At 60.1% G+C, this 26,716-nt stretch carries 27 protein-coding genes; 17 read left to right on the top strand and 10 right to left on the bottom strand.

Features of this window, described 5'->3' with window-relative positions:
• The first annotated feature begins 3 nt into the window (after positions 1–3).
• The 6 genes from LPW11_RS21195 to LPW11_RS21170 all read left to right on the top strand — a co-directional run bounded on the left by LPW11_RS21195 (position 4) and on the right by LPW11_RS21170 (position 3,909).
• Positions 4–1,395, top strand: coding sequence for a cbb3-type cytochrome c oxidase subunit I (locus tag LPW11_RS21195; RefSeq protein WP_230995854.1), 1,392 nt, complete (start codon positions 4–6; stop codon positions 1,393–1,395).
• Positions 1,392–2,384 (top strand): cbb3-type cytochrome c oxidase subunit II, encoded by a 993-nt coding sequence (locus tag LPW11_RS21190; RefSeq protein ID WP_230995853.1) that lies wholly within the window; start codon positions 1,392–1,394, stop codon positions 2,382–2,384. The genes LPW11_RS21195 and LPW11_RS21190 overlap by 4 nt, the downstream gene beginning before the upstream one ends.
• Positions 2,381–2,608: a cbb3-type cytochrome oxidase assembly protein gene (locus LPW11_RS21185; protein WP_230995852.1), complete on the top strand. Its 228-nt coding sequence runs from the start codon at positions 2,381–2,383 to the stop codon at positions 2,606–2,608. Before LPW11_RS21190 ends, LPW11_RS21185 begins: the two co-directional genes overlap by 4 nt.
• A 182-nt stretch (positions 2,609–2,790) precedes the next feature.
• Complete coding sequence (locus LPW11_RS21180; protein ID WP_230995851.1) at positions 2,791–3,105, top strand: hypothetical protein; 315 nt, start codon at positions 2,791–2,793, stop codon at positions 3,103–3,105.
• 7 nt (positions 3,106–3,112) lie between these two features.
• Positions 3,113–3,412 carry a hypothetical protein gene (locus LPW11_RS21175; protein ID WP_230995850.1) on the top strand — a complete coding sequence of 100 codons (300 nt, stop codon included), beginning with the start codon at positions 3,113–3,115 and terminating at the stop codon, positions 3,410–3,412.
• On the top strand, positions 3,409–3,909 hold the full coding sequence (locus tag LPW11_RS21170; RefSeq protein ID WP_230995849.1) for a c-type cytochrome: 501 nt from the start codon (positions 3,409–3,411) through the stop codon (positions 3,907–3,909). Before LPW11_RS21175 ends, LPW11_RS21170 begins: the two co-directional genes overlap by 4 nt.
• 115 nt (positions 3,910–4,024) lie before the next feature.
• On the opposite strand, the gene LPW11_RS21165 is transcribed toward LPW11_RS21170, so the two are convergent.
• Positions 4,025–4,435: a DUF2267 domain-containing protein gene (locus tag LPW11_RS21165; RefSeq protein WP_230995848.1), complete on the bottom strand. Its 411-nt coding sequence runs from the start codon at positions 4,433–4,435 to the stop codon at positions 4,025–4,027.
• A gap of 266 nt (positions 4,436–4,701) precedes the next feature.
• On the opposite strand from LPW11_RS21165, the gene LPW11_RS21160 reads away from it, so the two are divergent.
• From LPW11_RS21160 to LPW11_RS21135, 6 genes are all read left to right on the top strand, one after another.
• Positions 4,702–4,923: a tetratricopeptide repeat protein gene (locus LPW11_RS21160; protein ID WP_230995847.1), complete on the top strand. Its 222-nt coding sequence runs from the start codon at positions 4,702–4,704 to the stop codon at positions 4,921–4,923.
• 135 nt (positions 4,924–5,058) lie between these two features.
• Complete coding sequence (locus tag LPW11_RS21155; protein ID WP_230995846.1) at positions 5,059–5,652, top strand: DNA-3-methyladenine glycosylase I; 594 nt, start codon at positions 5,059–5,061, stop codon at positions 5,650–5,652.
• Between the two features lie 218 nt (positions 5,653–5,870).
• On the top strand, positions 5,871–6,674 hold the full coding sequence (locus tag LPW11_RS21150) for a c(7)-type cytochrome triheme domain-containing protein (protein WP_230995845.1): 804 nt from the start codon (positions 5,871–5,873) through the stop codon (positions 6,672–6,674).
• Positions 6,675–6,677: 3 nt separating this feature from the next.
• Positions 6,678–6,989 carry a hypothetical protein gene (locus LPW11_RS21145; RefSeq protein ID WP_230995844.1) on the top strand — a complete coding sequence of 104 codons (312 nt, stop codon included), beginning with the start codon at positions 6,678–6,680 and terminating at the stop codon, positions 6,987–6,989.
• On the top strand, positions 6,949–7,803 hold the full coding sequence (locus LPW11_RS21140; RefSeq protein ID WP_230995843.1) for a c(7)-type cytochrome triheme domain-containing protein: 855 nt from the start codon (positions 6,949–6,951) through the stop codon (positions 7,801–7,803). Before LPW11_RS21145 ends, LPW11_RS21140 begins: the two co-directional genes overlap by 41 nt.
• A 217-nt stretch (positions 7,804–8,020) precedes the next feature.
• Positions 8,021–9,163, top strand: a complete 1,143-nt coding sequence (locus tag LPW11_RS21135) for a potassium channel family protein (RefSeq protein WP_230995842.1) — start codon at positions 8,021–8,023, stop codon at positions 9,161–9,163.
• Between the two features lie 196 nt (positions 9,164–9,359).
• Here LPW11_RS21135 and LPW11_RS21130 read toward each other — a convergent pair whose 3' ends face one another.
• Both LPW11_RS21130 and LPW11_RS21125 read right to left on the bottom strand, forming a co-directional pair.
• Positions 9,360–10,241: a response regulator gene (locus LPW11_RS21130; protein WP_230995841.1), complete on the bottom strand. Its 882-nt coding sequence runs from the start codon at positions 10,239–10,241 to the stop codon at positions 9,360–9,362.
• Positions 10,242–10,375: 134 nt separating this feature from the next.
• On the bottom strand, positions 10,376–12,136 hold the full coding sequence (locus LPW11_RS21125) for a two-component system response regulator (RefSeq protein WP_230995840.1): 1,761 nt from the start codon (positions 12,134–12,136) through the stop codon (positions 10,376–10,378).
• Between the two features lie 966 nt (positions 12,137–13,102).
• On the opposite strand from LPW11_RS21125, the gene LPW11_RS21120 reads away from it, so the two are divergent.
• Positions 13,103–14,335, top strand: a complete 1,233-nt coding sequence (locus LPW11_RS21120) for a hypothetical protein (RefSeq protein ID WP_230995839.1) — start codon at positions 13,103–13,105, stop codon at positions 14,333–14,335.
• A gap of 2 nt (positions 14,336–14,337) precedes the next feature.
• Here LPW11_RS21120 and LPW11_RS21115 read toward each other — a convergent pair whose 3' ends face one another.
• Entirely contained in the window at positions 14,338–16,818 is a 2,481-nt protein-coding gene (locus LPW11_RS21115; RefSeq protein ID WP_230995838.1) for a response regulator, read from the bottom strand.
• Between the two features lie 164 nt (positions 16,819–16,982).
• Positions 16,983–17,873: a zinc dependent phospholipase C family protein gene (locus tag LPW11_RS21110; protein ID WP_230995837.1), complete on the bottom strand. Its 891-nt coding sequence runs from the start codon at positions 17,871–17,873 to the stop codon at positions 16,983–16,985.
• A gap of 214 nt (positions 17,874–18,087) precedes the next feature.
• Here LPW11_RS21110 and LPW11_RS21105 point away from each other — a divergent pair, with 214 nt between their 5' ends.
• Together LPW11_RS21105 and LPW11_RS21100 are read left to right on the top strand one after the other, a co-directional pair.
• Positions 18,088–18,414, top strand: a complete 327-nt coding sequence (locus LPW11_RS21105) for a DUF1540 domain-containing protein (RefSeq protein ID WP_331001590.1) — start codon at positions 18,088–18,090, stop codon at positions 18,412–18,414.
• Between the two features lie 283 nt (positions 18,415–18,697).
• On the top strand, positions 18,698–19,609 hold the full coding sequence (locus LPW11_RS21100; protein WP_230995836.1) for a cation diffusion facilitator family transporter: 912 nt from the start codon (positions 18,698–18,700) through the stop codon (positions 19,607–19,609).
• Between the two features lie 15 nt (positions 19,610–19,624).
• Here the strand turns inward: LPW11_RS21100 and LPW11_RS21095 are convergent, their stop codons facing one another.
• Together LPW11_RS21095 and LPW11_RS21090 are read right to left on the bottom strand one after the other, a co-directional pair.
• A complete protein-coding gene (locus LPW11_RS21095) occupies positions 19,625–19,948 on the bottom strand; it encodes a TSCPD domain-containing protein (protein WP_230995835.1) in 324 nt (107 codons plus the stop codon).
• A 534-nt stretch (positions 19,949–20,482) separates the two neighbouring features.
• Complete coding sequence (locus LPW11_RS21090) at positions 20,483–21,268, bottom strand: polysaccharide deacetylase family protein (RefSeq protein WP_230995834.1); 786 nt, start codon at positions 21,266–21,268, stop codon at positions 20,483–20,485.
• A gap of 263 nt (positions 21,269–21,531) precedes the next feature.
• Here LPW11_RS21090 and LPW11_RS21085 point away from each other — a divergent pair, with 263 nt between their 5' ends.
• Positions 21,532–22,809 (top strand): NfeD family protein, encoded by a 1,278-nt coding sequence (locus tag LPW11_RS21085; protein WP_230995833.1) that lies wholly within the window; start codon positions 21,532–21,534, stop codon positions 22,807–22,809.
• Between the two features lie 51 nt (positions 22,810–22,860).
• On the opposite strand, the gene LPW11_RS21080 is transcribed toward LPW11_RS21085, so the two are convergent.
• On the bottom strand, positions 22,861–23,817 hold the full coding sequence (locus tag LPW11_RS21080; protein ID WP_230995832.1) for an NAD(P)-dependent oxidoreductase: 957 nt from the start codon (positions 23,815–23,817) through the stop codon (positions 22,861–22,863).
• Positions 23,818–24,083: 266 nt separating this feature from the next.
• On the bottom strand, positions 24,084–24,353 hold the full coding sequence (locus LPW11_RS21075; RefSeq protein WP_269145361.1) for a DUF378 domain-containing protein: 270 nt from the start codon (positions 24,351–24,353) through the stop codon (positions 24,084–24,086).
• Between the two features lie 245 nt (positions 24,354–24,598).
• Between LPW11_RS21075 and LPW11_RS21070 the strand changes: the two genes are divergently transcribed.
• Positions 24,599–25,414 carry a hypothetical protein gene (locus LPW11_RS21070; protein ID WP_230995831.1) on the top strand — a complete coding sequence of 272 codons (816 nt, stop codon included), beginning with the start codon at positions 24,599–24,601 and terminating at the stop codon, positions 25,412–25,414.
• Between the two features lie 107 nt (positions 25,415–25,521).
• On the opposite strand, the gene LPW11_RS21065 is transcribed toward LPW11_RS21070, so the two are convergent.
• Positions 25,522–26,538: a metalloregulator ArsR/SmtB family transcription factor gene (locus LPW11_RS21065; RefSeq protein WP_230995830.1), complete on the bottom strand. Its 1,017-nt coding sequence runs from the start codon at positions 26,536–26,538 to the stop codon at positions 25,522–25,524.
• Between the last annotated feature and the right edge of the window lie 178 nt (positions 26,539–26,716).

Here is a 26,716-nt window from a genome sequence, read left to right as displayed (position 1 = left end):
GCCATGCTACGAGCCTTGCAAAAACCTCAATCCGCAGCTCTCGCCTTCATGGTGGCTGGCGCCGCCTGGTTCGTGGTGGGTGCGTTGTACGGCATGCTCTCGGCGATCCACCTGGTGGCGCCGGAGTTTTTCCCGAGCCTCCAGTGGCTCGTCTTTGGCAGGGAGCGCCCGATCCACGTGAACACCATGCTGTACGGCTTTGTCGGCACCATGCTGATCGGGTGCGGCCTCTACTACACTCCCGCACTGCTGCGGACGAAGCTCTGGTCGGAGCCCCTTGCCTGGTGGAGCTTCTTCCTGTGGAACCTGGTCATCCTGAGCGGGCCCCTCTGCTTCTCCTTCGGCTACACGCAGGGGCGCGAGTACAACGAGTACGTGTGGCTCGCCGATGTGGCGCTGGTGCTGGCTGTCGCGCTCCTCATCGTCAACATGGTGATGACGATCGCCTCCCGCACCGAGGAGCAGCTCTACGTCTCCATCTGGTACTTCATGGCCACCTTTCTCTGGACGGCGGGGAACTATCCGATCGGCAACGTCATGTGGCATCCGGCGACCGGGGCGATGCCGGGACTCATCGACTCCATCTTCCTCTGGTTCTGGGGGCACAACCTCCCCGGGCTCCTGATCACCCCCCTTGCGACCGGCGCGGCGTACTTCGTGATCCCGCGTATTTCGAAGACCCCATTGAACTCCCACACGCTGTCGCTCCTCGGCTTCTGGATCCTCGTGGCGCTCTACACCCACATTGGCGGGCACCACATCCTGCAGTCGCCGATCCCGAACTGGCTGAAAGCGGTCTCGATCGTCGATTCGGTCGCCATGGTCATCCCGGTGAGCATCGTGGTGATGAACCTGTGGCTCACCTCGAGGGGAGAGGGGAGCGCGATCTGGCACGACCCCGCGGGGCGCCTCGTCATGGGAGGGATTGTCTGGTACCTGATCACCTGCATCCAGGGGCCGCTGCAGTCCCTGCCGTATCTGCAGCGGGTCACCCACTTCAACAACTGGACGGTGGGGCACGCCCACATCGCCATGTTAGGCTTCGGCGGCTACATCGCGCTCGGTGCCATGTGGCACATCGTGCCGCTCATCACGGGGCGCGAGCTCTGGTCGAGCCGGCTGGTGAGCCTCCAGTTCGGCCTCATCACCTTCGGGCTTGTCGGCTTCTTCCTCGTCCTCACCATGGCGGGGCTGAACCAGGGGAACGCCTGGAACAACGGGGAGACGGTGTACCGGGTCCTGCCGCAGCTGCGCCCCTACATGGTGTCTCGCGCCGCCCTCGGGGTCTTCATCCTCACCGGCGCCACGGTCGGGCTCGCCAATATCGTACTGACCCTCTGGCAGGGGCGCCGCATGGAGGTCGCCGAGCTGCGCAGGGCGGAGGAAGCGGTATGAAGATGCCCCCCGCCATCCTCATAGTCGGCGCCCTCATGGTCTTTTGGGCCTCCTCCTTCATCATCGTCGGCCTCCCGGCGCTTACCATGAAGGAGACCCCCTCGGAGATCTGGCGACCGCTGAGCGCGGACGAGGAGAGGGGGCACAGACTCTACGTGCAGAATGGCTGCAGCTATTGCCACTCGTTGTACATCCGCATCAACGACTGGGATATCGGGGCGGAACGGATAGCGGCCGAAGGTGACTATGTCGGCGTGGAGCCGGCTATTCTGGGGAGCGAGCGCACCGGGCCGGACCTGTCGCAGGAAGGGGGGGAGCATCCGGACGACTGGCACAGGGCGCACTTCGTCAATCCCCGTTACACCAGCCCCGTCTCCCTCATGCCCTCCTGGACCTTCCTCGGTGAGGGGAACATCCGCCTCCTGACGGCATACGTGCAGGCGCAGGGGGGAAAGCAGGCGGACGTGCGTATGAAAAGGCAGAACCGCTGGAAAGGAGCCTCGCTGGCAGCGTTTGCCTCCGGAGCGGATGGGAACGTGGAGTGGCTGCACGGCCAGGTGCCGGAGGTGTGGCGCCGCATGCCGAACCCGTACCCTGCCACGGAGGCTGCCCTGCAGCGCGGCAAGCGCATCTACCAGGACTTCTGCGTGAACTGCCACGGCCCGATCGGCGACGGCATGGGGCTGGCGGCGAAGTACCTCCACCCGAAGCCCCTCAACTTCACTCTTTTGCGCCGGCATCTGGTTGAGGGACGCTACATCGGGGGGATATTCTACTACCAGGTGATGAACGGGATCACCGGCACCGCCATGCCGTACTTCAAGAAGCATCTGGAGTCGGAAAAGATCTGGGACGTCTCCAACTACCTCGCCGTCTTCTTCGTCGGGTACACCGATGCCAACACCGAGCCGCGCGGCATCGACGCCTCCTATGAAGAGGAGTGGCGCAACCCGTACCAGCCGCCACCGCAGGGGGGGAGGGTGAAATGAGCCACAGCCCCGCCGACAACGGCACCTTTATCATTATCTGGATCGGGTTCACGGTCCTCATGGTCGTGGGGATTTCTCTCGTCTTCCTCTGGGGGGTGCGCAACCGCCAGTTCGAGAACCAGGACCGCGCCCGGCACCTGCCGCTCTGGAGCGGCATCCCGGATGATGAAGACGATGACGATGATGGTGACAGTGACGGTGGTGTTGGACGACGGCGAGGGTGACCTCCCGTTCTGCGAGATTGCGGTAATACCAGGGTAGTTCTGCTTGAGATCCCCCCTCCCTTGACGGGAGGGGGACAGGGGGTGGGTGAAGCTGCCATCTGCTGAGCTGGTGGCACCTTCCCCCCCACCCTGTCCCTCCCCCGCAAGGGGGGAGGGGATGTTCCTGCAGCAGTCGGCCCCAGATGAGAAAGAGGGTCGAAGGACCGGTCGCCATGATGCTCTTCAGCCTGTACGTGCAACAGAACCAGTGGATCGTGGTGGCCCTCCTGTGGGGCGCGGTGCTGGTGATTCTCACCTGCCTCACCTACCGCGGCATGTGGGGGCCGCGCGAGAGCGAGAGAGAAGAGGAGAGCAAGGTGAAGGTACGGGGGCCGATCACCTTTTTCAGCTGGGTCACCACTTTCATGCCGTGGGCGCTCATCCTCATCATCCTCGGCAGCGCCCTGTACACCGTAACCCACCTCTACATGGCGGCAACGACGCTGCCGAACTGGTGAGGCGACCATGATTCCGAAGTACGACGAAAAGCGAGAGCTGCCATCACCGTGGGAGTGGATCATCGTGTCGGCCCTGAGCGGATCTCTGATTCTCTTCGGGCTCTTCGTGTACTGGATCGTTCCTGACGGCCCGCGCCGGTGGGACGTGGGGCAGTTGCCCGACGCTCCGGCGGAGTCGATCTATTCCACCGAAGAGCCGTGGACGAGCAGGGCGCCGGAGCGCCAGCTGCCGCGGTTGCCGGAGGCGAAGGGGCCGCTGCCGAAGAAGCCGCGCAACGTGCCGTTGCGCGAGCGGGAGATTAAATGAAGAAGTATGCCCTCCTCGCCATCTTTATCGGTCTCCCCGCCCTGGCTCTTGCCGCTCTCTATGCCTACGTCTTCTACACCGGTCCGCGCATGAAAGTGCAGCCGCATATAAGGGCATACCAGACGGTGGCGCCGCTGCCGCCGAAGGGAACGGTGCCGGTGCAGGCACCCTCGCCCCTGCCGTCCGCGGCGGAGGCGGGCCGGTTCAAGAATCCCCTGTCGGAGAGTGCCGACACTCTCGGCCGCGGCAAGGTCTACTACGAGTACTACTGCGTCTTTTGCCACGGCGATGAGGGGGCGGGAGACGGCCCAGTCGGGGAGAGCTATGTGCCGAAGCCTGCCGACTTGCGAGGGGGGAAAATAGCAGCGTATGATGACGGGACTCTCTTGCGGGGGATGCTCACGGGAATCGGCCACCAGCCTGTGCTGGAGCAGGTGGTACCGCAGGAGCATCGGTGGTATCTCGTGGCGTTTGTGCGATCGCTGCAGAAACGGTGACGGCAGGGTGAAGTAAAGACAAAGCCGGGAAGCTACCACCGCTGTCCCGGCAGGATGTGGAAAGTGTATGTAGGCCGGAATAAGCGAAGCGTTTCCGGCAATACCTGATAATCTCCTACCCCAACTCCTCTTCAGCCCGATTGTAGTGTCCCGTCTCCAGCAACTCTTTCCAGTCAGCAGGCAATGTGTTGGAGACCGTCATGTATATTTCTCGCGGCAGTTCGTTTTTCACGATCCACAGTATCGATGTCACGACGCGCAGCGCATGCTCCTTGCGCAGGTGGAACTGCTCGGCGATTGTTTCGATGTAGTCGTCCGCGGAAATGTCGCGGTAGCGCGCCTGCGGCCTGCGCAATGCCTCGTAGGTGAGCGGCTGCGGCAGGGTGCTCGTCAGGAGGCGGGCATTGTCCTCGTCAAGGCGGCTTACCAGTATGCCGAGGACCATCCTTACCGCCGATTCGATCGTTTTCTCGTCCTGGAAAAACTCTACTCTGCGGGCCTGCTCCAAAAAATCTTCGTATTTCATACCGAAAGCCTCCGTCTGTCGCTTTTCGACAGGTAAACCTCCTGAAACGGCAGAGAAGAATGCTGTAATAATAATTAACTAGCCCTAAATATAAGTCTAAATCCTCTATCTCCTTATTCAATAGCTCTTGCCATAACCACTTGATATCACGACGGTGTAGCGGGTTGAGGTCGCAGGTACGGGCTCCTGGCCCTTGACATGCGCAGGCGCCGAAAGTACTGTGTACGTGCCCGTTCGGTGGGTATCTTCTATGGAGGTAAATGACAATGAAGAGGCTGCTACTGTCTCTGTTTATGGTGTTGGCTCTGTTGGGAGGGTGCAGCAGCGACAAGAGCAAGGAACTCTTTGATACTGCGCAGTTTGAAGAGAAGCAGAACAATCGGGAGCATGCGCGGAAACTCTACCAGGAAATCGTGGAGAAATACCCGGACAGTCCGCTGGCGAAGCAGGCACAGGAGAGATTGGCTGCTCTCGGAGGAAAGCAGTAGCAGCGTGTAGTTGTAGGCCGGGATAAGCCGCAGGCGTTCCCGGCAATTCCATTGCCGCAACGTCATGCAGGTGGACCGCCGGAAACGCTTCGCTTATTCCGGCCTACAAACATACCTGGAACATCGAGGACTCCTATGATCGCCTCATATGACCCCGGTCTCGTCCGCTGCTCCTGGGCGGGGACGGACCCGCTCTATGTCTCCTACCACGACTCTGAATGGGGGGTGCCGCTCCATGACGACGGGCGCCTCTTCGAGTTCCTCATCCTCGACGGGGCGCAGGCGGGGCTTTCGTGGATCACCATCCTCCGGAAGCGCGAGGCTTACAGGCGCGCCTTTTGCGGCTTCGATCCTGCAACGGTCGCCGCCTTTGATGAGGCCGACGCGGCTCGCCTGATGGCCGATCCGGGCATCGTGCGAAACCGCCTCAAGATCGCCTCTGCCATCTCCAACGCCCGCGCCTTCCTGCAGATACAGGAGGAGTGCGGCTCCTTCGACCGCTTCATCTGGGGCTTCGTCGACGGCGCTCCCGTCGTCAACCGCTGGAGCTCGGTCTCCGAAGTCCCCGCCACAAGTTCCGTCTCTGATGCCATGAGCCGCGAGTTGAAAAGGCGCGGTTTCCGCTTTGTCGGCTCTACCATCTGTTACGCCTTCATGCAGGCTGCGGGACTGGTGAACGATCATACCCTGGACTGCTTCAGGTGGAGCGAGGTGCAAAAGAATCCCTGATACCCTCCTGGTTTCAATCGCTCTCCAAAATGCTTCAATCGCAATACCTTCTCTCACAGAGGGGATTCGCGTCTCTCATTGCCCCACCACTTTCTGTCAAAGTCTCGGCTACTACATTGACACAATGTATTTTTGTAGTAATGTAATGATCCTGCGCTAATGGATCAACTGCGATACATGCTGTCTTGCACTGCAATGAGAGTGAAAGGGAGGGGGCCATGAAAAAAGCATTGCTGCTAATCTCTATCATCCTGCTCGCCGCTTCGACCGCCATCCACGCTGCCGGAACAAAGAAAAAGAAGCCTCTTCCCGCCGACTTCGGAGCCGTCACCATCGCCAACTATTCCCAGCAGGCAGGGCTTTCTCCTGTCGTCTTCGATCACTGGGTGCACAGGAAGAACTACAGTTGTCGCCTCTGCCATGTGGACATCGGGTTCGGCATGACCGCGGGGTCGACGAAGATCCGTGCTGCCGACAATATGAAAGGATATTTCTGCGGCACCTGCCACAACGGGCGCAGCACCTTCGGCAAGAACAAAATCTTTGAGGCGTGTTCTGCCACCTACACCCGTGAAGAGTACAAGCGCTGCGTGAAGTGCCACGTGCTGGAAAAGGATCCGGCGCGGGAGGAGGCTTTCGCCGCCTTCAGGGACAGCATGCCGAGAGAGACGCTGGGAAACGGCATAAACTGGGAAGTAGCGGAGCAGAAGGGGCTTTTGAAGCTCGTTGACCGACTGGACGGCGTTTCTGTGAAGAGGTCGGATATGAAGGTGGAAAATGACTTCGCCTTGAAGTCAAAGGTGGAGGGGATGCCGGACATTATCTTCTCCCACAGCAAGCACACCGCATGGAACGGGTGCGAGCTGTGCCATCCCGACATCTTCGTCGGCATCAAGACCGGGACGACGAAGTATTCGATGATAGAGATCTTTGACGGCAAGTATTGCGGCGTCTGTCACGACAAGGTCGCCTTCCCTCAGAGCGACTGCAAGCGCTGCCATGCCAAGCCGGTGCGGAGCTGACGTATGAAGAGTTCACTGCGTCGGGTCCGTTTCCTTGTCGCCATGATCGCTGCTCTGCTCCTCTTGGTCTCTCCCTCGTATGGCGAGGAGGACTGGCGGCTCGAGTTCGACACTGCCTGCGCCAGTACCACCAATGCCATGGGCCTTTCGGTTCCGCAGATCAAGGCGCTCCTGGACAAGTGCGACCGCGTGCAAAAGGCGATCGAGCAGCAGGATGAAACGGTGCGAAAGGTGTATCTAAAGAGGCTGCAGATGTGCAGGAACCTATATGCCTATGTACTGGAGTACAAGACGAAGGCGCAGGGGGAGCAGTGAGGTTTCGCCGCTACGGCACTCGGGGGGAGGGCTTCTTCTCGGCTCCCTCATCCTGGTGCTGGCACTCTCGTCCCACAGCTTCGGCCTCGATCACTTCGAGCTCGGCAAGGTGCTGCAGTCGATGCCACCGAACGGGCCCTTCTGGAAGTACGGCAACGTGATTATGCGGAGTGCGTCGCTCAGGTCGGGGATGCAGCCGGTGGTCTTTTCACACTGGAGCCACCGCGCCCGCTTTACCTGTCGCGTCTGCCACCAGGAACTCGGTTTCAGCATGCGCTCGGGGGACACCGGGATCACCAGGGAGGAGTACCTCGCCGGGAAGTACTGCGGATATTGCCACGACGGCGCGACCGCCTTCACCGTGAAAGACGCCCCGCAGCGTCAATGCGACAAGTGCCACATGAAGAGTACGGCGTCACTGGAAAAATCGTTTGCCGCATTCTCCCAAAACCTCCCGTTGGCGCCATTCGGCAACGGCATCGACTGGTCCGCCGCGCTGAAAGACGGGATGGTGAAGCCGGTGAACACCCTTAATCCCGCCTATGAACAGATTCCTATTCCGGACAAGCTTCGCGCGCCGATAAAGCTCGGTACCTCCGCCCCCAGAAGCGATGTCCTCTTTTCCCACGAGAGTCACTTCGCCGAGCTCGACTGCTCCAGCTGCCATCCCGATATTTTCAACATCAAGAAGAAGACCACTGCGTCCTTCACCATGGATCGCAATGTCTTCGGCAACTTCTGCGGAGCCTGCCACATGCAGGTGGCTTTTCCCATGAATGACTGCAGGCGGTGCCATGGGGGGATGAGCAACTAGATCGCGGCTTCATGCCGGCGCGGCAGCCACGTTCCCTCCCACCTTGCGGGGGAGGGACAGGGTGGGGGGGAACGTGCCACTGTTGCAGCAGCTAGCGGCTTCACCCACCCCCTATCCCCCTCCCGTCAAGGGAGGGGGGACGCTCAAGGAACCATCCGCCCAGAGCGTCTGATTTGGGAAAGGTATGTGTAGCGCCTGATGCTGCGAGGGAGGGTTCGTGACGGTTGAAGCGGTCGTTGCCGGGGTCTTCCTCATCGTGCTCGTTTTGTGGGAGGGATTCGAGTCGATCGTCCTGCCGCGCCGTGTCACCCGCCGCTTTCGCCTCACCCGTCTTTTCTACCGGACGACGTGGGATGCCTGGTCCTCTGCCGTCACCACCCTTATCCCCACAGGGCTCAGGGAGACATTTCTGAGCTTCTTCGGCCCGATCTCCCTCCTTTTGCTCCTCATCCTCTGGGCAGGCGGCCTGATCACCGGCTTTGCCCTCATGCATTGGGGGCTCGGAACCCCCCTGAAGACTCCGGATGGCTCCTACGGCTTTTTCACAGATCTCTACTTCAGCGGCACGACCTTTTTCACCCTCGGTCTGGGGGACGTTACTCCGGTCGTTACGGTATCACGTTTTCTGACCGCTCTCGAGGGGGGGATGGGGTTCGGCTTCCTCGCTCTGGTCATAAGCTATCTCCCTCTACTCAACCAGTCGTTCGCGCGGCGCGAGGTCAACATCTCCCTTTTGGACAGCCGGGCGGGCTCCCCTCCGACCGCGGCGGAGATGCTGCGCCGGCACAGCGAGCCCTCTTCGCTCGACTCCTTGCGCCAGCTCCTTCACGAGTGGGAGCTCTGGTCTTCAGAGCTCCTGGAGAGCCATCTTTCCTACCCCGTGCTCGCCTATTTTCGATCGCAGCACGAAAACCAGTCGTGGCTCGCCGCTCTCTGCGCCGTCCTCGACACCTGCGCGCTCTCCGTCGCCGGTCAGGCACCGGGGTGTTCGCGCCAGGCGCGACTGACCTTTGCCATGGCGCGCCATGCAGTTGTGGACCTCTCCCTGGTCTTCAAGCGGGCGCCGCAGAGGTCGGGCGCCGACCGTCTGCCGACGAAGCGCCTGGAGGAACTCCTTCGATATCTCGCGGAGGCAGGGGTGAAGATGGCGGAGGCGGAAAGAGTGGAGCCTGAACTGGCGCGGCTGCGGCTCATGTATGAACCGTACGTGCAGAGCCTGGGGGAGTACCTGCACCTTCAGGTTCCGCCGTGGATGATGGACGGGGAGAGGAAGGACAACTGGGAAGTGAGCGCGTGGGATGAGGAGCTTTCGCAGAAAAAGCCGAAGCGCAGGGCGCGGTCGGCAGGGGATCATTTTTGACCGACGCAGACTACTTGACTACTCGTTCGCAAGCTCCACCTTGGGAACGCACTTGCCAGCAAAGCTCCAGCTTTGCCTCCGCGAGAGCGGATGTGCAGAGTCGCAGAGCAGGGGAGGCTGAGCCTCCCGGGCAATTGTCTTCCAAGCAAGAGCTTGGGAAGAAGGGGGGGATGGGATTTGTGTGGATGAGGTGGGACTACCCGCGCGAATGCGTCTTGTACGCCGAAATTGCGCCGGTGTTGGTGACGAACTGGTCGAAAATCTCACGGTACGCTTTCTCGCTCTCCCGCAGCGCCAACTCCGTATGCTGCCGCTGGGTGATGTCGCCGCCGGAGTAGAGCAGTCCCTCCACATGGCCGTAGCTGTCGTGGATGAGCCCGCTGCGCATCTCCAGCACCCGCTCCTCGCCGTTTCTGGTGAGCACCTTCTGCACGAACTGCTCTCGTCCAAACTGGCAGAGGAGGGCCTGCGAAAAGAGCTGGCGGGCTTCCTTCCGGCACTCGGGCTCAAGAACGGTGGTGAACCAGTTTTTCCCCAGTAGCTCCTGCTCCGTGTACTCGAGGATCTCGCACCCCTTACGGTTGACCTGGATGATCTCACCTTCCTTGTTGAGCGCGATAAGGAGCACTCCTGCCACATCGAGGCAAAGCTTCGCCCGGTTCCTTTCCAGTCGCAGCTCCTCCACCCTCTGGTTCAGCGTCTCCTGCAGCTCGAGCACTCTCAACCCCACCTGGAGCCGCGCCCGCAGCTCTTCGGTCTGGTACGGCTTGGTGATGTAGTCGTTGGCGCCTGCCTCCAGCGCGGTCACGATATCTTTGGTGTTGTCGCGGCAGGTGAAAAAGAGGATATAGGGGGGGGTGGGGGTATTCATCTCCCGCAGCCGACGGCAAATCTCCAGACCGTTCAGTCCCGGCATCATCCAGTCCAGGATGATGAGGCGCGGCGCGTCCGGCGCCTGCAGCTTCTGCCAGGCGTCGGTGCCGTCCGCGGCGACCACGACGTCGTACCCCCAGGTGATCAGCATGTTGAGGATGATGGTGCGGATGCCGACGTTGTCTTCTGCAAGAAGTATCTTCATGGTGTACCTTCGGGTGTGAAATCAAAACCGGGAGGAGGGCCTCCTGCCCCGATTATCGTCGCTACATCGCCACGTTAGCGCGGCTGATATTATGCACCAATGAACGGGGGTAGTGCAAGTTGAGAAGCGCGACCCTACTGATCTTTCCGCCCGGAAATTCGCTCCTTCCACGAATCGCTCGCCAGAAGGCGGGACACCTCCTCCGGCATGAGCGGCTCGGTGAAGAGATATCCCTGCATCCCCGGGCAGTCGTGTGAAGAGAGAAAGGCCAGTTGGTCCTGCGCTTCCACCCCTTGCGCGACGACGTTGAGGCCGAGAGTGTGCGCCATCGTTATGACCGCTGTGGCAACCGCGGCGTCATCCGTGTCGACAGTGACGTCGCTCACCAGTGAGCGGTCGATCTTTACCGTCCTTATCGGCAGCTTCCTTATATAAGAAAAGGAAGTAAATCCGGTGCCGAAGTTGTCGATGGTGATTTGCACCCCGATGTCGTTCAGGCGGCGCATGGTGGCGTCCGTCGTCTCCACATCCTGCAGCATCACACCTTCCGTTACCTCGAGTTCCAGCCAGTGAGGATCGAGCCCCGTCTCCGACAGGATCTCCTGGACCATCTGCGCAAAGTGCATGCTCTGAAACTGCCGCGGCGAGATGTTCACCGCGACGCGCATGGGGGGAAATCCTCCATCCTGCCACTTCTTGTTTTGAGTGCAGGCTTTGCGTACGACCCACTCCGTCACCGCCGCAATCATCCCGCTCTCCTCGGCAAGGGGGATGAACTCGCGCGGGGGGACGAGCCCGAGTTCCGGGTGCTGCCAGCGCAGGAGCGCCTCGATGCTCACCACCCGCCCGCTCTTTACGTCGACGTTCGGCTGGTACTGGAGGAAAAACTCCTCCTTTTGCAACGCGGCGCGCACCCCCGTCTCCAGTGACAGGCGGCGCCGCGACTGCTCGTTCATCGACTGGTTGAAGAGGTGGTAGCGGTTGCGACCTTCCTCCTTGGCGCTGTACATCGCCACGTCGGCGTGCTTTATCAGCTCGTCCTCTGTCGTACCGTCGTCGGGAAAGAGGCTGATCCCGATGCTCGGGCTTATGAACACCTCGTGCTCCGCAAGCGCCATCGGTCTTGCGAAGGCGTCCAGAATCTTTTGCGCCACCCGCACCGCTTCGCCGGTGCTGTCGAAGTCGGAGAGGAGTATCACGAATTCGTCCCCGCCGCGTCTGGCCACCACGTCCTGATCGCGGCGGCAGCATTCCTTCAGGCGCTGTGCAGCGGCTTGCAGCAACTCATCCCCCACTGCGTGCCCGAGTGTGTCGTTGACAGTCTTGAAGCGGTCCAGATCGAGGTACAGGACCGCCAGATGCCACCCCTGGCGTTGTGCCTGGGCCAGCGCCTGGTGCAGCAATTCGTTGAAAAGGAGACGGTTCGGCAGCCCGGTGAGGGGGTCGTAGTAGGCCATGCGGCGGATCGACTCTTCCTGCAGCCGCACCTGGCGCCTCAGCAGGACCTCTTCGCTGCAGCGCCGCACCGACGCCACAAGCTTTCCCATCACGATCGGTTTCATCACGTAGTGGTTGATGCCGCTTTCGATGGCGTCGAGTATGAAGTCCCTGTCTGCGGCAGCGGTGAGAACGATGATCTGGGTTCCCTTGTCCATGGCCTTGATTTCCCGGGCCATCTGGATCCCGTCCTTTACCGGCATCATGATGTCGGTGAGGATGATGTCGGGATGGTGCGAGAGGAAGGCTTCCACCCCCTCCTCGCCGTTTTGTGCTATCTCAAGATCCATCTGAGGGAACTTGGCGCGAAGCATGGAGACAACCATCTTCTGGGTGCCCTTGTCGTCCTCCACATAGAGAAGCTTGATGCGGTTGTCTTCTGTAGCTGAGACGTCCATGGTGTTCCTTTCTCTGCAGTTAATCTGGGAGAATGTCACATATCATGTTTGCACTTGCAGCAGGTCCAGCAACTAGTGTACCAGATGGGCATTGCTTCAGAAGGTGCTGGCTGTTAAGCCAGTTGGGCTGAAACGGAGTGACAGGAAGGGTGTCTCGTAATGGTACATCTCTACTATCGAACGCCGATCAGACGGCAGGCAGTGGACCGCCGGGAACGCCTGCGGCTTATCCCGGCCTACTTAGAACGGTCCTCCGGGAGATCCGGGGGAGGGTGGGTACATTGCCACGTAGCACTGCAGAAGGCCCAACGTCCCCCCCTTTGCGAAGGTTCATCCGGGAATTCCGAGGGAGCGTGGGTCCATTACCACGAAGCACTGGCAGAAGGCCTAACGTTCCCCCCTTTGCGAAGGGGGGACAGGGGGGATTTGCGTTGTTAGCTCTGAGCTTGCGTATCCCACGGTGACCTTGCGAAGGAGTGACCATCCCGAAAAGCGGAACCGTTTCCCCCTTCCGGTTCTCCTTCCGGTGATGAATCTGCTATCCATCCACAAAAACTTCAGCTAAAGTAGCACCTTCCGACCCTCCCCCCTCTCGCGGGGCGGTAAAATTCCCGCATATCTTTCGGAGAAGGGCTCATCGCAAAGGCGCTCTCACACATAGCCGCTTCGGTACTGGCGGCGCTTCTTTGCTGCGGAGACGCCTCCGCCCTCACCCGCGAGGAGGGGGGCGCCCCCTCCTCAAAGGCGGCCGCTACCCTCTATGCCGAGGACTCCGCGACTGCGTCCCCTGCCGAGGCGCAGGGGAAGCCGTTCTTCGCCCTCCCGTCTCCACTTTCGCTGGGGCGGTGGCAGACCGTAAAGCAGGACTTCGCCCTCCACCCAAACGACCCCTTCTCCTCAGGGGACCGCATCTCCCTCTTCCAGAGAGCGCAGTACCGTCAGAAGGACACCACCTTCAAGGCGGAGATGGGGGACCTCTCCCTCGACGAGAGCCCCGGCACCATCAGCGATCTCTCCCGCAGGGGTGCGCGCTTCTCCCTTGCCAGATCGCTCCCTTCCGGCGTCGTCGAGTTCGATAACTTCGCCTTTACCGGCGACCACCCCGGAGACGACAGGAGCGTCCTCATCGGCACGGCCGCCCGCTTCACCCTGCTCGACAAGGCGCAGATAAGGGCGGTGTACGTGAGGGCAAGCGAGATGCTGGAGCCGGGCAACTGGCGCAGCGACGCGCGGCGCCGCGGCGACGTGGTCGGTGTGATCGCCCGCATCGACCCGTACCAGGGGCGCCTGGCCTTTGAGGGGGAAGCGGACTACGCCCTCTTCGATGAAGACACCAGCGACGCCGCGCCTGCGGTGGCCGATACTTCCTGTCGAGCCAAGCTCGGCGGGAGCGCGCAGGGGTATCGCTACAGCGCGCTCTACGAACGGACCGGCCCGCGCTACAACATCATCAGCGGCACGGAGCCCCGGAGGGACTGGGAAGGGTACGCGCTGGGGCTCGGGAAGGAGTTCGGGGTGCACGCGCTTGAGTTGAGGCTCTCCCGCTACAACGACAACGTGAAAAAGAATGCCGAGTCTCCGGTCGTGTACCGCTACGAAGGAATCCTCGAGTACAACTTCAAGAAGATCGAGACGCTGCCGCTCGGTTTCCAGTATGCAAAGAGGGTGGTGCAGAGCGTGGTGGAGGGGGGGGGACGAAACGGCTCCGGGGTGGATACCATTGCCGGAAAGATGACCTACCTCGCGGGGGAGTGGGATCTGGGGGTGAGGGCGAGCTACCTGCAGAGGAGGAACCTGGCGAGCGAGGAACGGGACCTTGCTGCCGCGACCGTCGCCCTGGCGCCCAAGTTCAATGCCGGAGACGTAACGGTCGCGCCCGACTTCTCCCTGAAGCGCTCCTTCTATCTCCTGGAGAGGCAGCGCAGCGACGAGTACTGGGCTGGTCTCGACATACGCGGCTTTGCTCTCGGAAGACAGCTCGATTACCAGCTCAGAGGAGGGGTTCGCAAGGTCCTTCCGGAGTCGGCTTCAGGAACCACCTCGGTGGGAGGAAACGTGAGGCTTGCCTACCCGCTGAAGCGGCTCCTCGGTGCCCTCTCCGCGCCTACCCTGGGAGTCAGGGGGGAATTCAACGGTGTAAGCGATTCGTGGCGTCGGGAGGGGAACTACTCGCTTCTCGTGGTCCTGGAGGGGCGCTGAGTCTACGCCACCAGAACTTCCCGCACCTTCTCAAGGAGTACCTGCGGAGTCGAAGGCTTGCACAGGAAGTTGTCGGTGCCGAACTTGATCCCCTTCCTGTTCACGTCGTCCGGTGTGTAGCCGCTGGTAAAGAGGACCTTCAGGTCGGGGCGCACCTTCGACAGCGCCTCAAACGCCTCTTTCCCGTTCATCTTCGGCATCACCACGTCCATGATGATCAGCTTCACTTCATCGGCGTGCTGCTTGAACTTCGCCACAGCATCTGCGCCGTCTGCCGCCTCGATAACGCGATACCCTGATTTCTCCAGCACCTCCTTCGTCAGGGTGCGCACCTCCGGCGAATCCTCCACCACCAGCACCGTCTCTGTCCCCTTCAGCTCCAGCTTCTTCCCTTCCAGGACACGCAGCGGCGCCGCTTCCCTCTGCTCCAGCGGGAGGTAGATGTTGAAGGTCGTCCCTTTACCCGGGGCGCTTTCGATGTCGATGTAGCCGTTGTGCTGCTTCACGTTTCCGTACACGATGGCGAGCCCGAGCCCGGTCCCTTTTCCCACTTCCTTCGTGGTGAAGAAAGGCTCGAAGACGTGAGCCTTTGTCTCGGCATCCATCCCGGTTCCGGTGTCGCTGACGGTGAGGAGCGCGTACGACCCGACGGCGCCGAAGCCGCGGGCCTCCACGAACTCCGCGTCGATGTAAGTGTGGCTCGTGGCGATGAGGAGGACTCCACCGCCGGTCATGGCGTCGCGGGCGTTCGTCGCCAGGTTCAGGATCACCTGGTCGATCTGCCCGCTGTCGGCAACGACCATCAGCCTCTCGTCGGTGAGGGAGAGTCTCAGCTCTATCTCCTCGGAGATCAGGCGCCTGAGGAGCTTCTCCATGGAGCGCACGAGCTGCCCGACCTCCACCGGCTGCGGGTGGGAGATCTGCTTCCGGCTGAAGGAGAGGAGCCCCTTGGTGAGGTGGGTGGCTCGCTCGGCGGCGAGGAGGATCTGCTTCAGGTATGGGACCGAAGGGTGGGTCTCGTCCGTCTGCATCTGCGCGAGCGTCGCAAACCCTATCATCGCCGTCAGCATGTTGTTGAAGTCGTGGGCGACCCCCCCTGCGAGCTGTCCGATCGCCTCCATCTTCTGCGATTGGCGGATCTGCTCGGAGAGCCGCCGCTCCTGGCTTATGTACATGGCGTTGCGGATGCTTATCCCGATGACCTGCGCGATCCCCACGAGGAGGCTCTTGTCGCTTTGGGTAAGGTCGGTCTTGGTGTGCTGGTTGTCCACCGCCAGCACGCCGAGCGATTCATTCTCGCAGACGATGGGGCAGCAGATGAAGGCCTGCACCCCCATCTTCTTTGCCCAGGCGACGCTGTGGGCGGTGAGGGTATGGGCGACCTCGGAGAAGTCGTTGACGAGGTAGGTCTCCTGCTCGTGGTAGCAGGTGACGAAGATGCCGCGGGATTCCGGGTTGTTGAGGCTGAAGGAGGTCCCCTTCAGAAAGGCGAGTTCCTGCTCCGTGTGTCCGAAGCCGGTGCAGAAAGTTAGTTGCGTCTTCTCCGCGTCGGCGAGGAGAATAACGCACCTGTCGAAGCCGAGGCGGTTCTCCAGCGTTCCCACGATGTTATCCAGCACCTCTTCGATCCCCGCCTGCTTGCTGATCGCCTGCCCGACCTCGTTCACCATGAGGGCGTTGTTGTAGTTTCTCCCTGTGTGCGCGAGGAGCTCGTCGGTGGAACCCTTCAGGTTGGTAAGGGCCGCACGGAGCTCCTTCTTTTCCATGGAGTCCGCTGCGAAGGAGAGGGGGAGGAGGAGAGCAGCCATCCAGGGGACGGCGTGGAGGAGGATGCCGAAGGGGCAGAACCAGGCAAGGAGGGCAGTGAGGGCGACGCAGCCGACGAAAAAGGCGTTTCTCAGCCACCTGAGCTTCATGTGCAGGCTCATCTTCCAGGTGACGATGTACCGGCAGGTCGCGCCCCCCTCGAAGAGGCACTCGGGATGCTCAATGACGGGGAAGTCGTAGTTGTACACAGCGAGGATCGCCTCGAAGAACCCCATGCGGTTCTTGCACTGAAAGGGGCTTTCGTGGGTACCGGGTCGCGGGGTTACCGTGATCTCGACCTTGCTGCGGCCGAGCCTCTTCGATTCGTAGACGGAGGATTTGGTGAAGTTCTCGACGGCTTTCTTTAAAGCCTTGAAGGTGTGCGCGGGACCGATGAGCCCCATGATGTAGTTCTTCATGAAGCCCAGCCCCTCTCCGGAGGCGGAGAAGCGTCCGGCGTCCCGTGCAATGTCCGGGTTGTCCGTCAGCTTTGTGAGGCTCTTGTGGAAGGCGTTTACCTGTTCCTGGGTGAACCAGTGCCCCTGGTCGCTCACCTCGTACGGCTTGATGTCCGCGCTGGACAGGGCCTCCTTGACATCGACGTGCGGATATTTTCTCTTAACGAACTTGACGTAGGTATTGATTATCCTGCTGTTATATAGATGCTCATCTGTCATTGCGAGATCGGCTCCAGGGTGTGACGCTCTTTGCACCACAAAGATGCTGCTTCAGGAGAGGAGGCTACCCTCTCTTCGGCCTTTGGGGTATTTTCTTGAGCTTTTTCTGCAGCACAGATTGTGCGCGGCTGTGCGCCCTGCCGCTCGATTCGGTCTTTCCTCCACTACCTCATGTGGCTTTGCCCGACACCGTGCCTCCCGGTGAGGAGATTTCCTCCGGGGGGATCGTGCAGTGCAGCGGCAAGGGACCCGGTGCTCTCGATGCGGGTGAAGAGAGCTGCGGTGCGCTCGACGACCTGGTCGGAAAGCTCCTCTATGGAGGCGCTGTGCGGGTCGCCGGTGACCGGGCAGTGCCACGTCTCGCCGTCCCCCCCTGTGGTGCCGCCGCCGCGCCGGGTGAGCGGGTAGAAGAGATGCTGCTGCTCCCTGAACGGAGGTCCCACGACGCGGGCGAGGGCCTTTGCCGCGAGCTTCCATGCCGGTCGGCTGTACATCCCCTGAAAGCGGCAGTGCAGGGCAAGGGCGTGCTCGAGCGCCTGGCGCGGCAGCGTGCGCTCCGGATCGAAAAGAAGCGCCGTCGCCTCCAGGAGGACCTCGCGGTCCTTGTTGACGAGCTGGGTCAGTCGGTGCGCGGGGGGCTTCAAGCCACGGCGCAGGAAGCGCACGTCGATGGCGGTTTCCAGCCGGTAGTGCTTCCCTATGTCCCCCTTTCCGGAATGAGCGTACACGAAGGGGTGCAGCACCATGTCCGCCTGCATGTGGCTCAACACCCCGAGGATGCAGGCCATCAGCTTCGGCGGGATGCCGTGCGGGAATGCCGCCTCCGCCCTGATGATCGGCAGATAGCTGTTGCCGTGGGCATCGTGAAAGCGGTTGGCGAGGGTGCGTGCCGCGGGATCATATGGTCCGCGGAAGATGTGCAGCAGCGTGTCGGGGAGAACCGCGCCTGCGTAGTAGATGTGGCGATCTTCCTGCACGGTCCTTTTGACCGGGCCCTCCCCGAGGCGCTGGAGAGCCTGCTCGGCGAGAATCCAGTGGGTCAGCTCCTTTGGCATGCGACTGCTCCGTTTCTGGTGGCTATTTTCGATCAGGTGTCGGGAATGTGCGATAACGGCTTCGGGCAGTCTAATTAATTGGGTGGCAAGGTGCAAGGGGATCTTTCGGCACTGCCTCGCGGAAGTCCCGGCGGCAGCATTCGGGGGGGGAGGGATCAGGTGGTGTCAGGAGAAGAATCTTGACTGAAGCGCGGGAAGACATTAATATTCTCTTATGCGCGAAGGGGGCAAAAGGAGCGTAACTATGCCAAAATCTATGGTTCAGATCCAACGGTGCGACGTGGAGCAGTGCTCTTACAATAAGAACAAGGAATGCCACACCATGGCGATTACGGTTGGCGGTCCGCAGGACCCATGCCCATCCTGCGACACCTATGTAGCGATAGGGCAGAAGGCGGGAGTACCGGACGTACAGGGCGCCGTCGGGGCCTGCAAGGTTTCCGCCTGTCAATTCAATGAGTCGCTGGAGTGCTCGGCACAGAATATCGTGGTTGGGCTGCATGATGGACACCCCGATTGCCAAACCTATCGCAAGAGGTAAAAATCTCGTGAACCGGTGCGCCTGCAGCGCGCCGGAAAGAAACTGTGCCTCCTTCCCGCTATCCGTGCTCAGTTAGCACGGCCTGACTCTCCCACACAGCATCCTCTGCCGCAAGGAACCTCACACGGAACAAAGGGAGACAGCGCCACGGCCAGGTGCGATTCTCCCGTTTCTCTGCACGCCTCAAAGGGGGACCACCTGGTCCCCCTTAAGAATCTCTTGTGATAGTGATGATGCAGAGAATTGCGACTCCCATTCCCCCCACATGAAAACAGGCACTCCCTTGACGTCACTAACCGCGGATACAAAACCTGCTGCAGGTCTTACACGCTACGCCTGGCTGTCGATCGCCGCGGCCGTTCTCACCATTGCGCTGAAGGCAGTCGCCTACCTGCTGACAGGCTCGGTCGGGCTCCTCTCTGATGCGCTGGAATCGTTGGTGAACCTGGCCGGCGCGCTGATGTCGCTGGCGATGCTCACTATCGCCGCCCGACCGGCTGATGAGGGGCATGCCTTCGGTCATGGCAAGGCGGAGTATTTCTCCAGCGGCGTCGAAGGTACCTTGATTCTGGTCGCTGCGGTCAGCATAGGGGTGGCCGCAATCGAGAGGCTTTTGGCGCCGAAGGCGCTGGAGGCGGTGGGCGCTGGTGCTGCGGTATCGATAGCGGCCACTTTGGTGAACCTCGGTGTGGCAGCGGTCCTGCTGAAGGCGGGGAGGCGCTACGGGTCGATTTCCCTTCAGGCCAACGCACAGCACCTGCTGACCGATGTCTGGACGACGGCAGGCGTTCTTTTGGGGGTAGGTGCCGTTGCCTTGACCGGGTGGCAGCGCATCGACCCTGTAGTGGCACTTGTGGTAGCGGGTAGCATCGTGCGTACAGGAGCGCGCATCGTGCGCGATTCCATAGCGGGTCTCATGGATGTGGCGTTACCTGCGGAAGTGCAGGCGACGATTCAGACGGTGTTGGAAAGGTACGAGCGGGATGGCATAAAGTGTCATGCGCTTCGCACGCGCCAGTCGGGGACGTACAGGTTCGTTTCACTTCATGTGCTGGTGCCGGGGAAGTGGACCGTTGAGCGCGGGCATCGGCTGCTGGAAGAAATAGAAAAGGATCTGCGCGTCGCCTTGCCCAATGTTGCTGTCACCACACACCTTGAACCGCTGAACGACCCGGCGTCATGGGATGATCCATGAGAAGAGGAGGGGGAATCACTCGTCCAGTGCATCCTGTATCGCCTTCGCCACCGCGTTGAGGCAGGTTTGCGGGCCCATGTGGCACTGGATCCCCGTGAGCGCCTTCACCGCCTGCTTCGGCTCCATCCCGGATCGAAGCGCGTAGCTTATCACCCTCGTGAGACCGTCCATGATGGCGGCGCCGCACCCGCCCGACTTGCCGAAACGTGCAAACACCTCCATTACCTGCCCCGTCTGGGGATCGCGGTTCACCGTGAGATATAGCTTCCCGCAATGTGTGTGCATCTCGAATGTTCGTCCCGGGAGTGCCTGCGGCCGCCTGATTTTGACAGATGTCATGATGTAAGCCTCGATCAGCATTGCTCTTTCCCCAAAGATCGGGAGTATCATCAGCCATAGCGCGGTGTAAGTCAAGCCGCACAATAGGCAGGAACCCCCTGGGGCGTGGAGACGGTCACCAGCACCTGTTCAGGCGGCTATCTTCCCTATCAGCATACGCTTCGATGCGCCGCATTTTGGGCAGTCGCTTCCGCCGCAATGGGTACAGTACTTCGTCCCGCAACTGTCGCACTTGTAGAGTGAGAAGAAAGTGCTCTGGGAACCACTTTCCGCCGCGCGTGAACAATTCGGACAACTAGGATAGGTACGCATCTCCACTCCTTTCATGCTGCTCATGTAGATGAGAATGTAAAAAACTTGGTAGTGTATCGTGAGTCGCCATAAAGACAACTCTATTTCTCTCTCATAAGCCCAGATGACTGAATGATGTAACATCAGGATGCGAATCTTTAGCCGGTGGGCATCGGTGGGATGGGGGCGTCTCTATATAGTGAGGACTTCACGTCACGGACGCACCTGATGCGCCGCAAGCCATCACCTGCGCAACACGCACCCTCTCACTTTGATGTAAGAGTCGATCGCCGTCGAGACATTCCCTCTGAACTGCGTCATCGACGTCGAGTGCTGGATGCTGTTGCGTGGCAGCGTGTACAGGGGGCTGTCGGTAGATACCGTCCCCTCGTCGACACCGACGGCGGCGTCGAGCCCGCAGCGCTCGACGATCGCGGGGGTCTCGGCGGCGTAGGCTCCCCACGGATACGCCATAAACCTTACCTCCCTCCCCAGAAGATCCTCCAGAACTGCCTTGGATCCTTGCACCTCGGTGCGGGCACCTTCAGGACTCAAACGATCCAGCCGTGGGTGGCTTTGAGTATGGCTTCCTATCTCGAAAACTCCGGAATCGGCCATTGCTCGGAGCTCTCCTGCCGAAAGGTACGCGTGACCGTTCTCCGTCGCGCCGACGAGATCTGTGATCATGAACAGGGTGGCGGGAAATCCATGCTTTTGCAGAAGTGGGAGGGCAGCGCTGTAGTTGTCCCGGTAACCGTCGTCAAAGGTGATGACGACGGCACCTCCACAATCTTTTCTTTCTCGCAGGCGGGCCACCAGGTCCGATAGCGACATGACCGGAATGTTGCAGTCGGCGAGATACTGCATCTGTTTCGCGAAAAGGTGCGGAGGGACGCTGAGGGGAGAGGTGGATTCACCTATGGAGTGGTACTTGAGGATCGAAGCACTCCCCGCCGGCAGCCGCGTGATCGGAACCATGGAAAAAAAGGTGGTTTTGAGAAAGGCCTTCATGTTGTTCTTGAGGTACATACCGCCATCTGCCCCTTCGTAAAAGCATACCTCACCGTGCCGTAACAAAAAGTCCGTTTTCCGCACCAACTCCGAGGGGAACGCGGGGTGACCGATCGCCTGACCCTGCGGTAAAGGGCATTTTGGGCGTCAGCTTGCCCGAACTCGAGCGGTTCCTCAGTGCGAAGAACGTGGTAGAATCCGGTAGACCTTGGCTTCACCGGAGATCCAGCGGCACGTCCGGCGACAACTCACTACTCTTTTGGGTTGCTATGGAAAAATTAATGACTACAATGTGCGTGCTCTTCGCGGCACTCCTTGTTCTAGTGCTCCCGCAGCAGACGATTGGGGGGGCGCCGGAGATTTCCCTTCTCTCGGTACATGGTCCCATCACCCCGGTGACCTCAGAGTATCTCCGCAGAAATATCGAGGAAGCCGGTGCGCGCGGCGATCAGTTGGTGCTGGTGGAGATGGATACGCCGGGAGGGCTGGACACGGCGATGCGTGAAGCGGTGCAGGCGGTCTTCGGGAGCCGGGTCCCCGTTGCCGTCTATGTTACCCCTTCCGGAGCGCGTGCTGCTTCTGCCGGCGCCGTAATCGCGCTGGCTGCCGACGTATGCGCCATGTCGCCGGGCACCAATATCGGTGCTGCTCATCCGGTGAACATCGGCTCGCAGCCGGACAAGGTAATGGGGACGAAGATAGTAAACGACGCCGCCGCATACCTGGAAGGGATTGCAGGGCGACGCGGTCGCAACATCGATCTGGCCGGGAAGATGGTGCGCGAGAGCATCTCCCTTACGGCGGAACGGGCACTCCAGGAGAAAGTGATCGATATTGTCGCGTCCGACCGGCACGACCTGCTGAAAAAGCTTGAGGGGCGTCGGCTGGTGCGGGGTGAAAAGGAGACGCAGCTGCATCTTTCCGGTGCGCGCATTACCACCCACGGGATGAGCGTGCGGGAGCGGATCCTCGATGCCGTCTGCAATCCCGACGTGGCGTACCTGCTGATGCTCGCCGGCTTCCTGGGGATCTTCTTCGAATTGGCCAATCCTGGGGTAATTCTCCCGGGAGTCATCGGCAGCATCTCGTTACTTCTCGCCTTTTTCGCGTTCCAGACGCTTCCGGTCGACTATGCCGGCCTCTTGCTGATCGTCGTCGCCATCGTTCTCTTCGCCGCGGAGGTGAAGATCGTCTCCCACGGCATACTCGGGGCAGGTGGAGTGATCGCATTGATCTTCGGATCGCTTCTTCTCTTTCCGTCGAAAGAGCCGTACCTGCGCCTGTCATGGGAAGTCCTTGGCGGGACGGTGCTCGTCGTCACCCTCTTTTTTCTGGTCGTTATTGCGAAGGTCGTGGAGGCGCACCGGCAGCGGCCGGTTACCGGGATCGAGGGGATGCTGGGTGAGCGAGGCGTCGCCTTGACAGATATCATGCCGGAGGGGAAGGTGCTGGTCCATGGGGAGTACTGGAATGCGACGAGTCGCGACCCGATCTCGCAGGACGAGAAGGTGGAGGTTACGGCAGTCGACGGACTGCGGGTAACGGTCAGGAAGGTGTAGCGATAAAATCGGGGCGTATGGCGATGAGCCCGGGTGCCACCATGGGGCAACTCAGTTAACAACGTTCAGTGGGCTCTCCGCGAGAAAGGCCGCGATGTTGTCGGCAGTCAGTTTCACAAGCCTCTGACGGGTCTCGAGACGCTTCCAGCCGATATGCGGAGTCATGATGACGTTGTCCATGGCAAAAAGGGGATTGTCCGTTTCAGGCGGCTCTTGTTCCTGGACGTCGAGTCCCGCTCCGGCGATTGTGCCGTTGCGCAACGCCTCGATGAGGTCGGCCTCGTTGATGATACCCCCGCGCGAGGTGTTGATGATATAGGCGGTCGGCCTCATCAGCGCGAGCGATTCCCTGTTGATCAGGTGCCGTGTTTGCGCGGTAAGAGGGCAATGGATGGAGACGAAGTCGCTCTTTTTCATTACCTCCTCAAAGGAGACGAACCGGACTCGCGGGTCATCCGAGACCTTCGGCGTGCGCTGGTTCACCAGGATATGCATGCCGAGGGCGAGCGCAAGCTTCATGGTGTGACCGCCGATGGCACCGCCGCCGATAATGCCGAGCGTCTTTCCGTGCACCTCGAAATGCGGCACCTGCAGTTCATGGGTGAAGTTGTGGAAGTCGCCGCGTTGCAGCATTATCTGCTGTTGAACGAGCGAGCAGCTGAGGTTCAGAATAAAGGTGATGGCCATCTGGGCAACTGCCTCGGTACTGTAATTGGGCACGTTGCAGACCGCGATCCCCCTTTTCCGGGCGACGACGATGTCGATGTTGTTGTAGCCGGTACCAGCCTCGCAGATCAATTTGACCGAAGAAGGAAACCGCGCAATCAGCTCCTCGCCCACCGGCAGTTCCTTGGTAATTACAACCTCCTGCCCTTGGACATTCTTGATGATCTCCCCGTCGACGCTGGAATCGTGCCTGGTGAAAGTTCCGAGTTGATCGAGAGGGGAAAAGTCGAGCTTGCCGTCAAAGTCGAGCTTTCTGGAATTGAGAAAAACTATAGTGCTCATAGCGGCTCCTGGGGCGAAAGGAAGTTTATCGGTGGTTTGCCGCGAATCGTATCCTGATAACGGGCTGGGGTCAAGCGCCCGGCATCCCCGGTCGCGTCCCCGTACAGGCTCGCCGCTGCTGAAAAGACGACGAGAGTGGGCGGCTCGTGTAATTCACTCCTGATCAAAAAGAAATGCCGTGGGACCCGCTGATTGGCCCACGGCACTTTTGTTTTTCCGGAAACTTCTACCTTATGTGAGCCGACGGCTCCTGATTGTGATCAGCCTCAGTGTCTGACAGAAGTAGCAGGCGCCTCAAGGTCGCACCAGCGGTGCTGCATGGAGCGGAAGCCGACAGTGTACTCGAAGATCTCGTACAGCGCGCTCAACCCCACCAAGGCGTAGATTACTCTCGACATGGCAGTGCCCTCACCGAAAATGGCCGCCACAAGATTAAACTCGAAAAAGCCGACCAGCCCCCAGTTGATGCCACCGATTATCAGCAAAGCAGCGACAATTATATCCAGCCAGTGCATCCCGCTAAGGTTTCTTCTCATGGAAGACCTCCTCTTAAAGGCGACGGTGTTCGTAACTTCACTCCAATGTATTTTACTCCACGTCCAAAAGGAAAAGAAGAGGCAGGGGCCCGGGCCCGAGGGGCTTTTGTGGCAGATCCCGCGATGGGAGAGGCGAAAAGAGGGGAGGGGGGGATGGTATAGTTTTATACGGATACGGCGTGCGGCCCTGAAGGAGCTTTGGCCACTGTAAAAACTGCAGGGGGCGGCGCAACGAGGAGAAGTTTGTGAGACCACTTCATAGCTTCATGCCAGCTCGTAACGCTCGGTACTTCGCCCGGCTGCTCCTCCTGCTCGTGATCGTTGTCTGGAGTACCTCTGCCGCTGCCGCTCCTGTTTCGGTGCGCTATTCAGAAGGTATCGTGCGCGGCTTCCTGGTGCTTCAATCGACGGATGGGGCACTAGTGGCATCGGGGGACTTTCTTCAGGTAAAGCAGGAAAACGGTGAGGTGGAGACCAGGACGGTATTCTACTTCAAGGACGGCTCCCTTTTTGATGAAACCGTCCGTTTCACGCAAAAGAATTCCTTCACCATGCAGAGCTACCGGCTGGTGCACAAGGGGCCTGCCTTCAAGCAGGACATGTCTGCGACCCTCGAACGAGCTTCAGGAAAATATCGCGTGGTCGTCAAGCCACATGGAAAGGCTGAGAAGGTGTACGAGGGGAAGTTTGACTTCCCCTCCGATCTCTACAACGGCATGATCCCGATAATAGCCAAGAATCTCCGCGAGGGTGGGGGCGAGAGTGTTCATCTGGTGGCGTTTACCCCGGCACCAAGAGTCATCGGACTTGATCTCGTCCCTTCGGGCAAGAACAAGGTCATGGTCGGTGCAATCGAGAAGAGCGTGCTCCACTATGTCCTGAAGCCGAAGCTCGGCGTCGGGCTGAAGATCCCTGCTGCTTTGTTGGGGCGGCTGCCGCCCGACAATCATCTTTGGGTGATGACCTCGGAGGTGCCCGCCTTCGTGCGCTTCGAGGGACCGCTCTACCCCGAGGGACCGGTCTGGCAGATAGAGCTGACCAGCCCCAGGTGGGTCAAGTAGACGCCACGTCATTCCTTTGGGTCACCCATAATCCGTTCTAGGCCCTCTGACTGCTATCTCTTGCCGCTCCTTTGTTATGCGAAGTGGCATGTGCGGTGAGGAAGAGACTAATCCTCTTTATTTGGCGTCAGCCGCTCCAACGCGCGGCGATACCCTCTTTCACTGTTGTACCCTCGCTCGCCGAAGGGTTGCAGCTTTGCCAGCCACTCCAGTTCAAGGGCTGCAAGGCGCTGCGGCACGTCTCCCGCTCCTTTTCCTGTGTCGAGTACGTCTACTGTCGTGAACTCGAAGCTATCGGCACCATATTCTGTCACGTCGGCCTGCAATTCCCTGTTGAAGACGATCTTTCCCATCCGCAGCTGAAAGAGCCTGCTGTTGCGGGTCCCCTCCAGATTTCTGCTGCTTCCGACATAGATCTTTCCGTTCACCTTGTTGCGGATCTGGTAGATTCCCATCTCCGGTGCCCTCTCCTTGTAAGCACGCTTTAGTTCCGTACGCCGCGTCTCTTGAGTGGTGCTCTTTGGTCCCTTTTGGAGCGCCTGCGGCAGCGCCTCAGCGGCAGGGGAGGGGAGGTCCTTTTCCCGCCAGTACGTCGCGCCTTCCCTGCGCACCAGCCCTTCCTCTACCAGGAGCCGCCGGATCATGCAGTAGTCATGGAAAAGCGGCAGGATGAGATCCGTCACCTCCTGCTCGCTGTAGCGGCGCCCCGATTCAAATCGGCTGGCAAACTGCTCCAGCACGATAAGTCTCTTTTTATGTTGAGCCGGCAGCTTTTCGAGCCTGCCATCCATAAAGAAGCTTGTAAGCACCTTCCGGCGGTACTCTTCCATCCGCACATCCTGCAACTCGCGATTGACAGGGGGTACCGAGACGATCTCCCGGAGGGTGGTGTCGAACACCGCATCGTTTGCTCGCACCATGGCGTAATACTGCTCTTTGTGGCTGGTTACGAGCCCAGCCTGTTCGAGCTTACGCAGATGAAAGGAGACGGTGGACGGTGCCAGCCCGTGTCTGCTGGCGATTTCCTCCACGTATTGGGATCGGTCCAGCAGGGAGTTGATGATGCCCAGCCGCGATTGGTCCGCGAGAGCCTTCATGATGGCGATGCACTGTTCTGGTTTCATATCTACCTCTTTCAATTCGATATTTGTAAAAACAAATTACCCTCGAATACGCCTGGAGTCAATCTGTTTTTATGTATATCGAAATGACAGTTCCGGCCGCCTCTCGCCGAATTCGTCGAAGTAGAGGGAAGAACCAAAAAAAGAGCCAAGGCATCGCCGCCCCGGCTCTTTTTTGACT

It is taken from the genome of Geomonas sp. RF6, from assembly GCF_021044625.1.
GTDB lineage: Bacteria > Desulfobacterota > Desulfuromonadia > Geobacterales > Geobacteraceae > RF6.
This window is presented reverse-complemented; position numbering and strand designations above follow the sequence as displayed.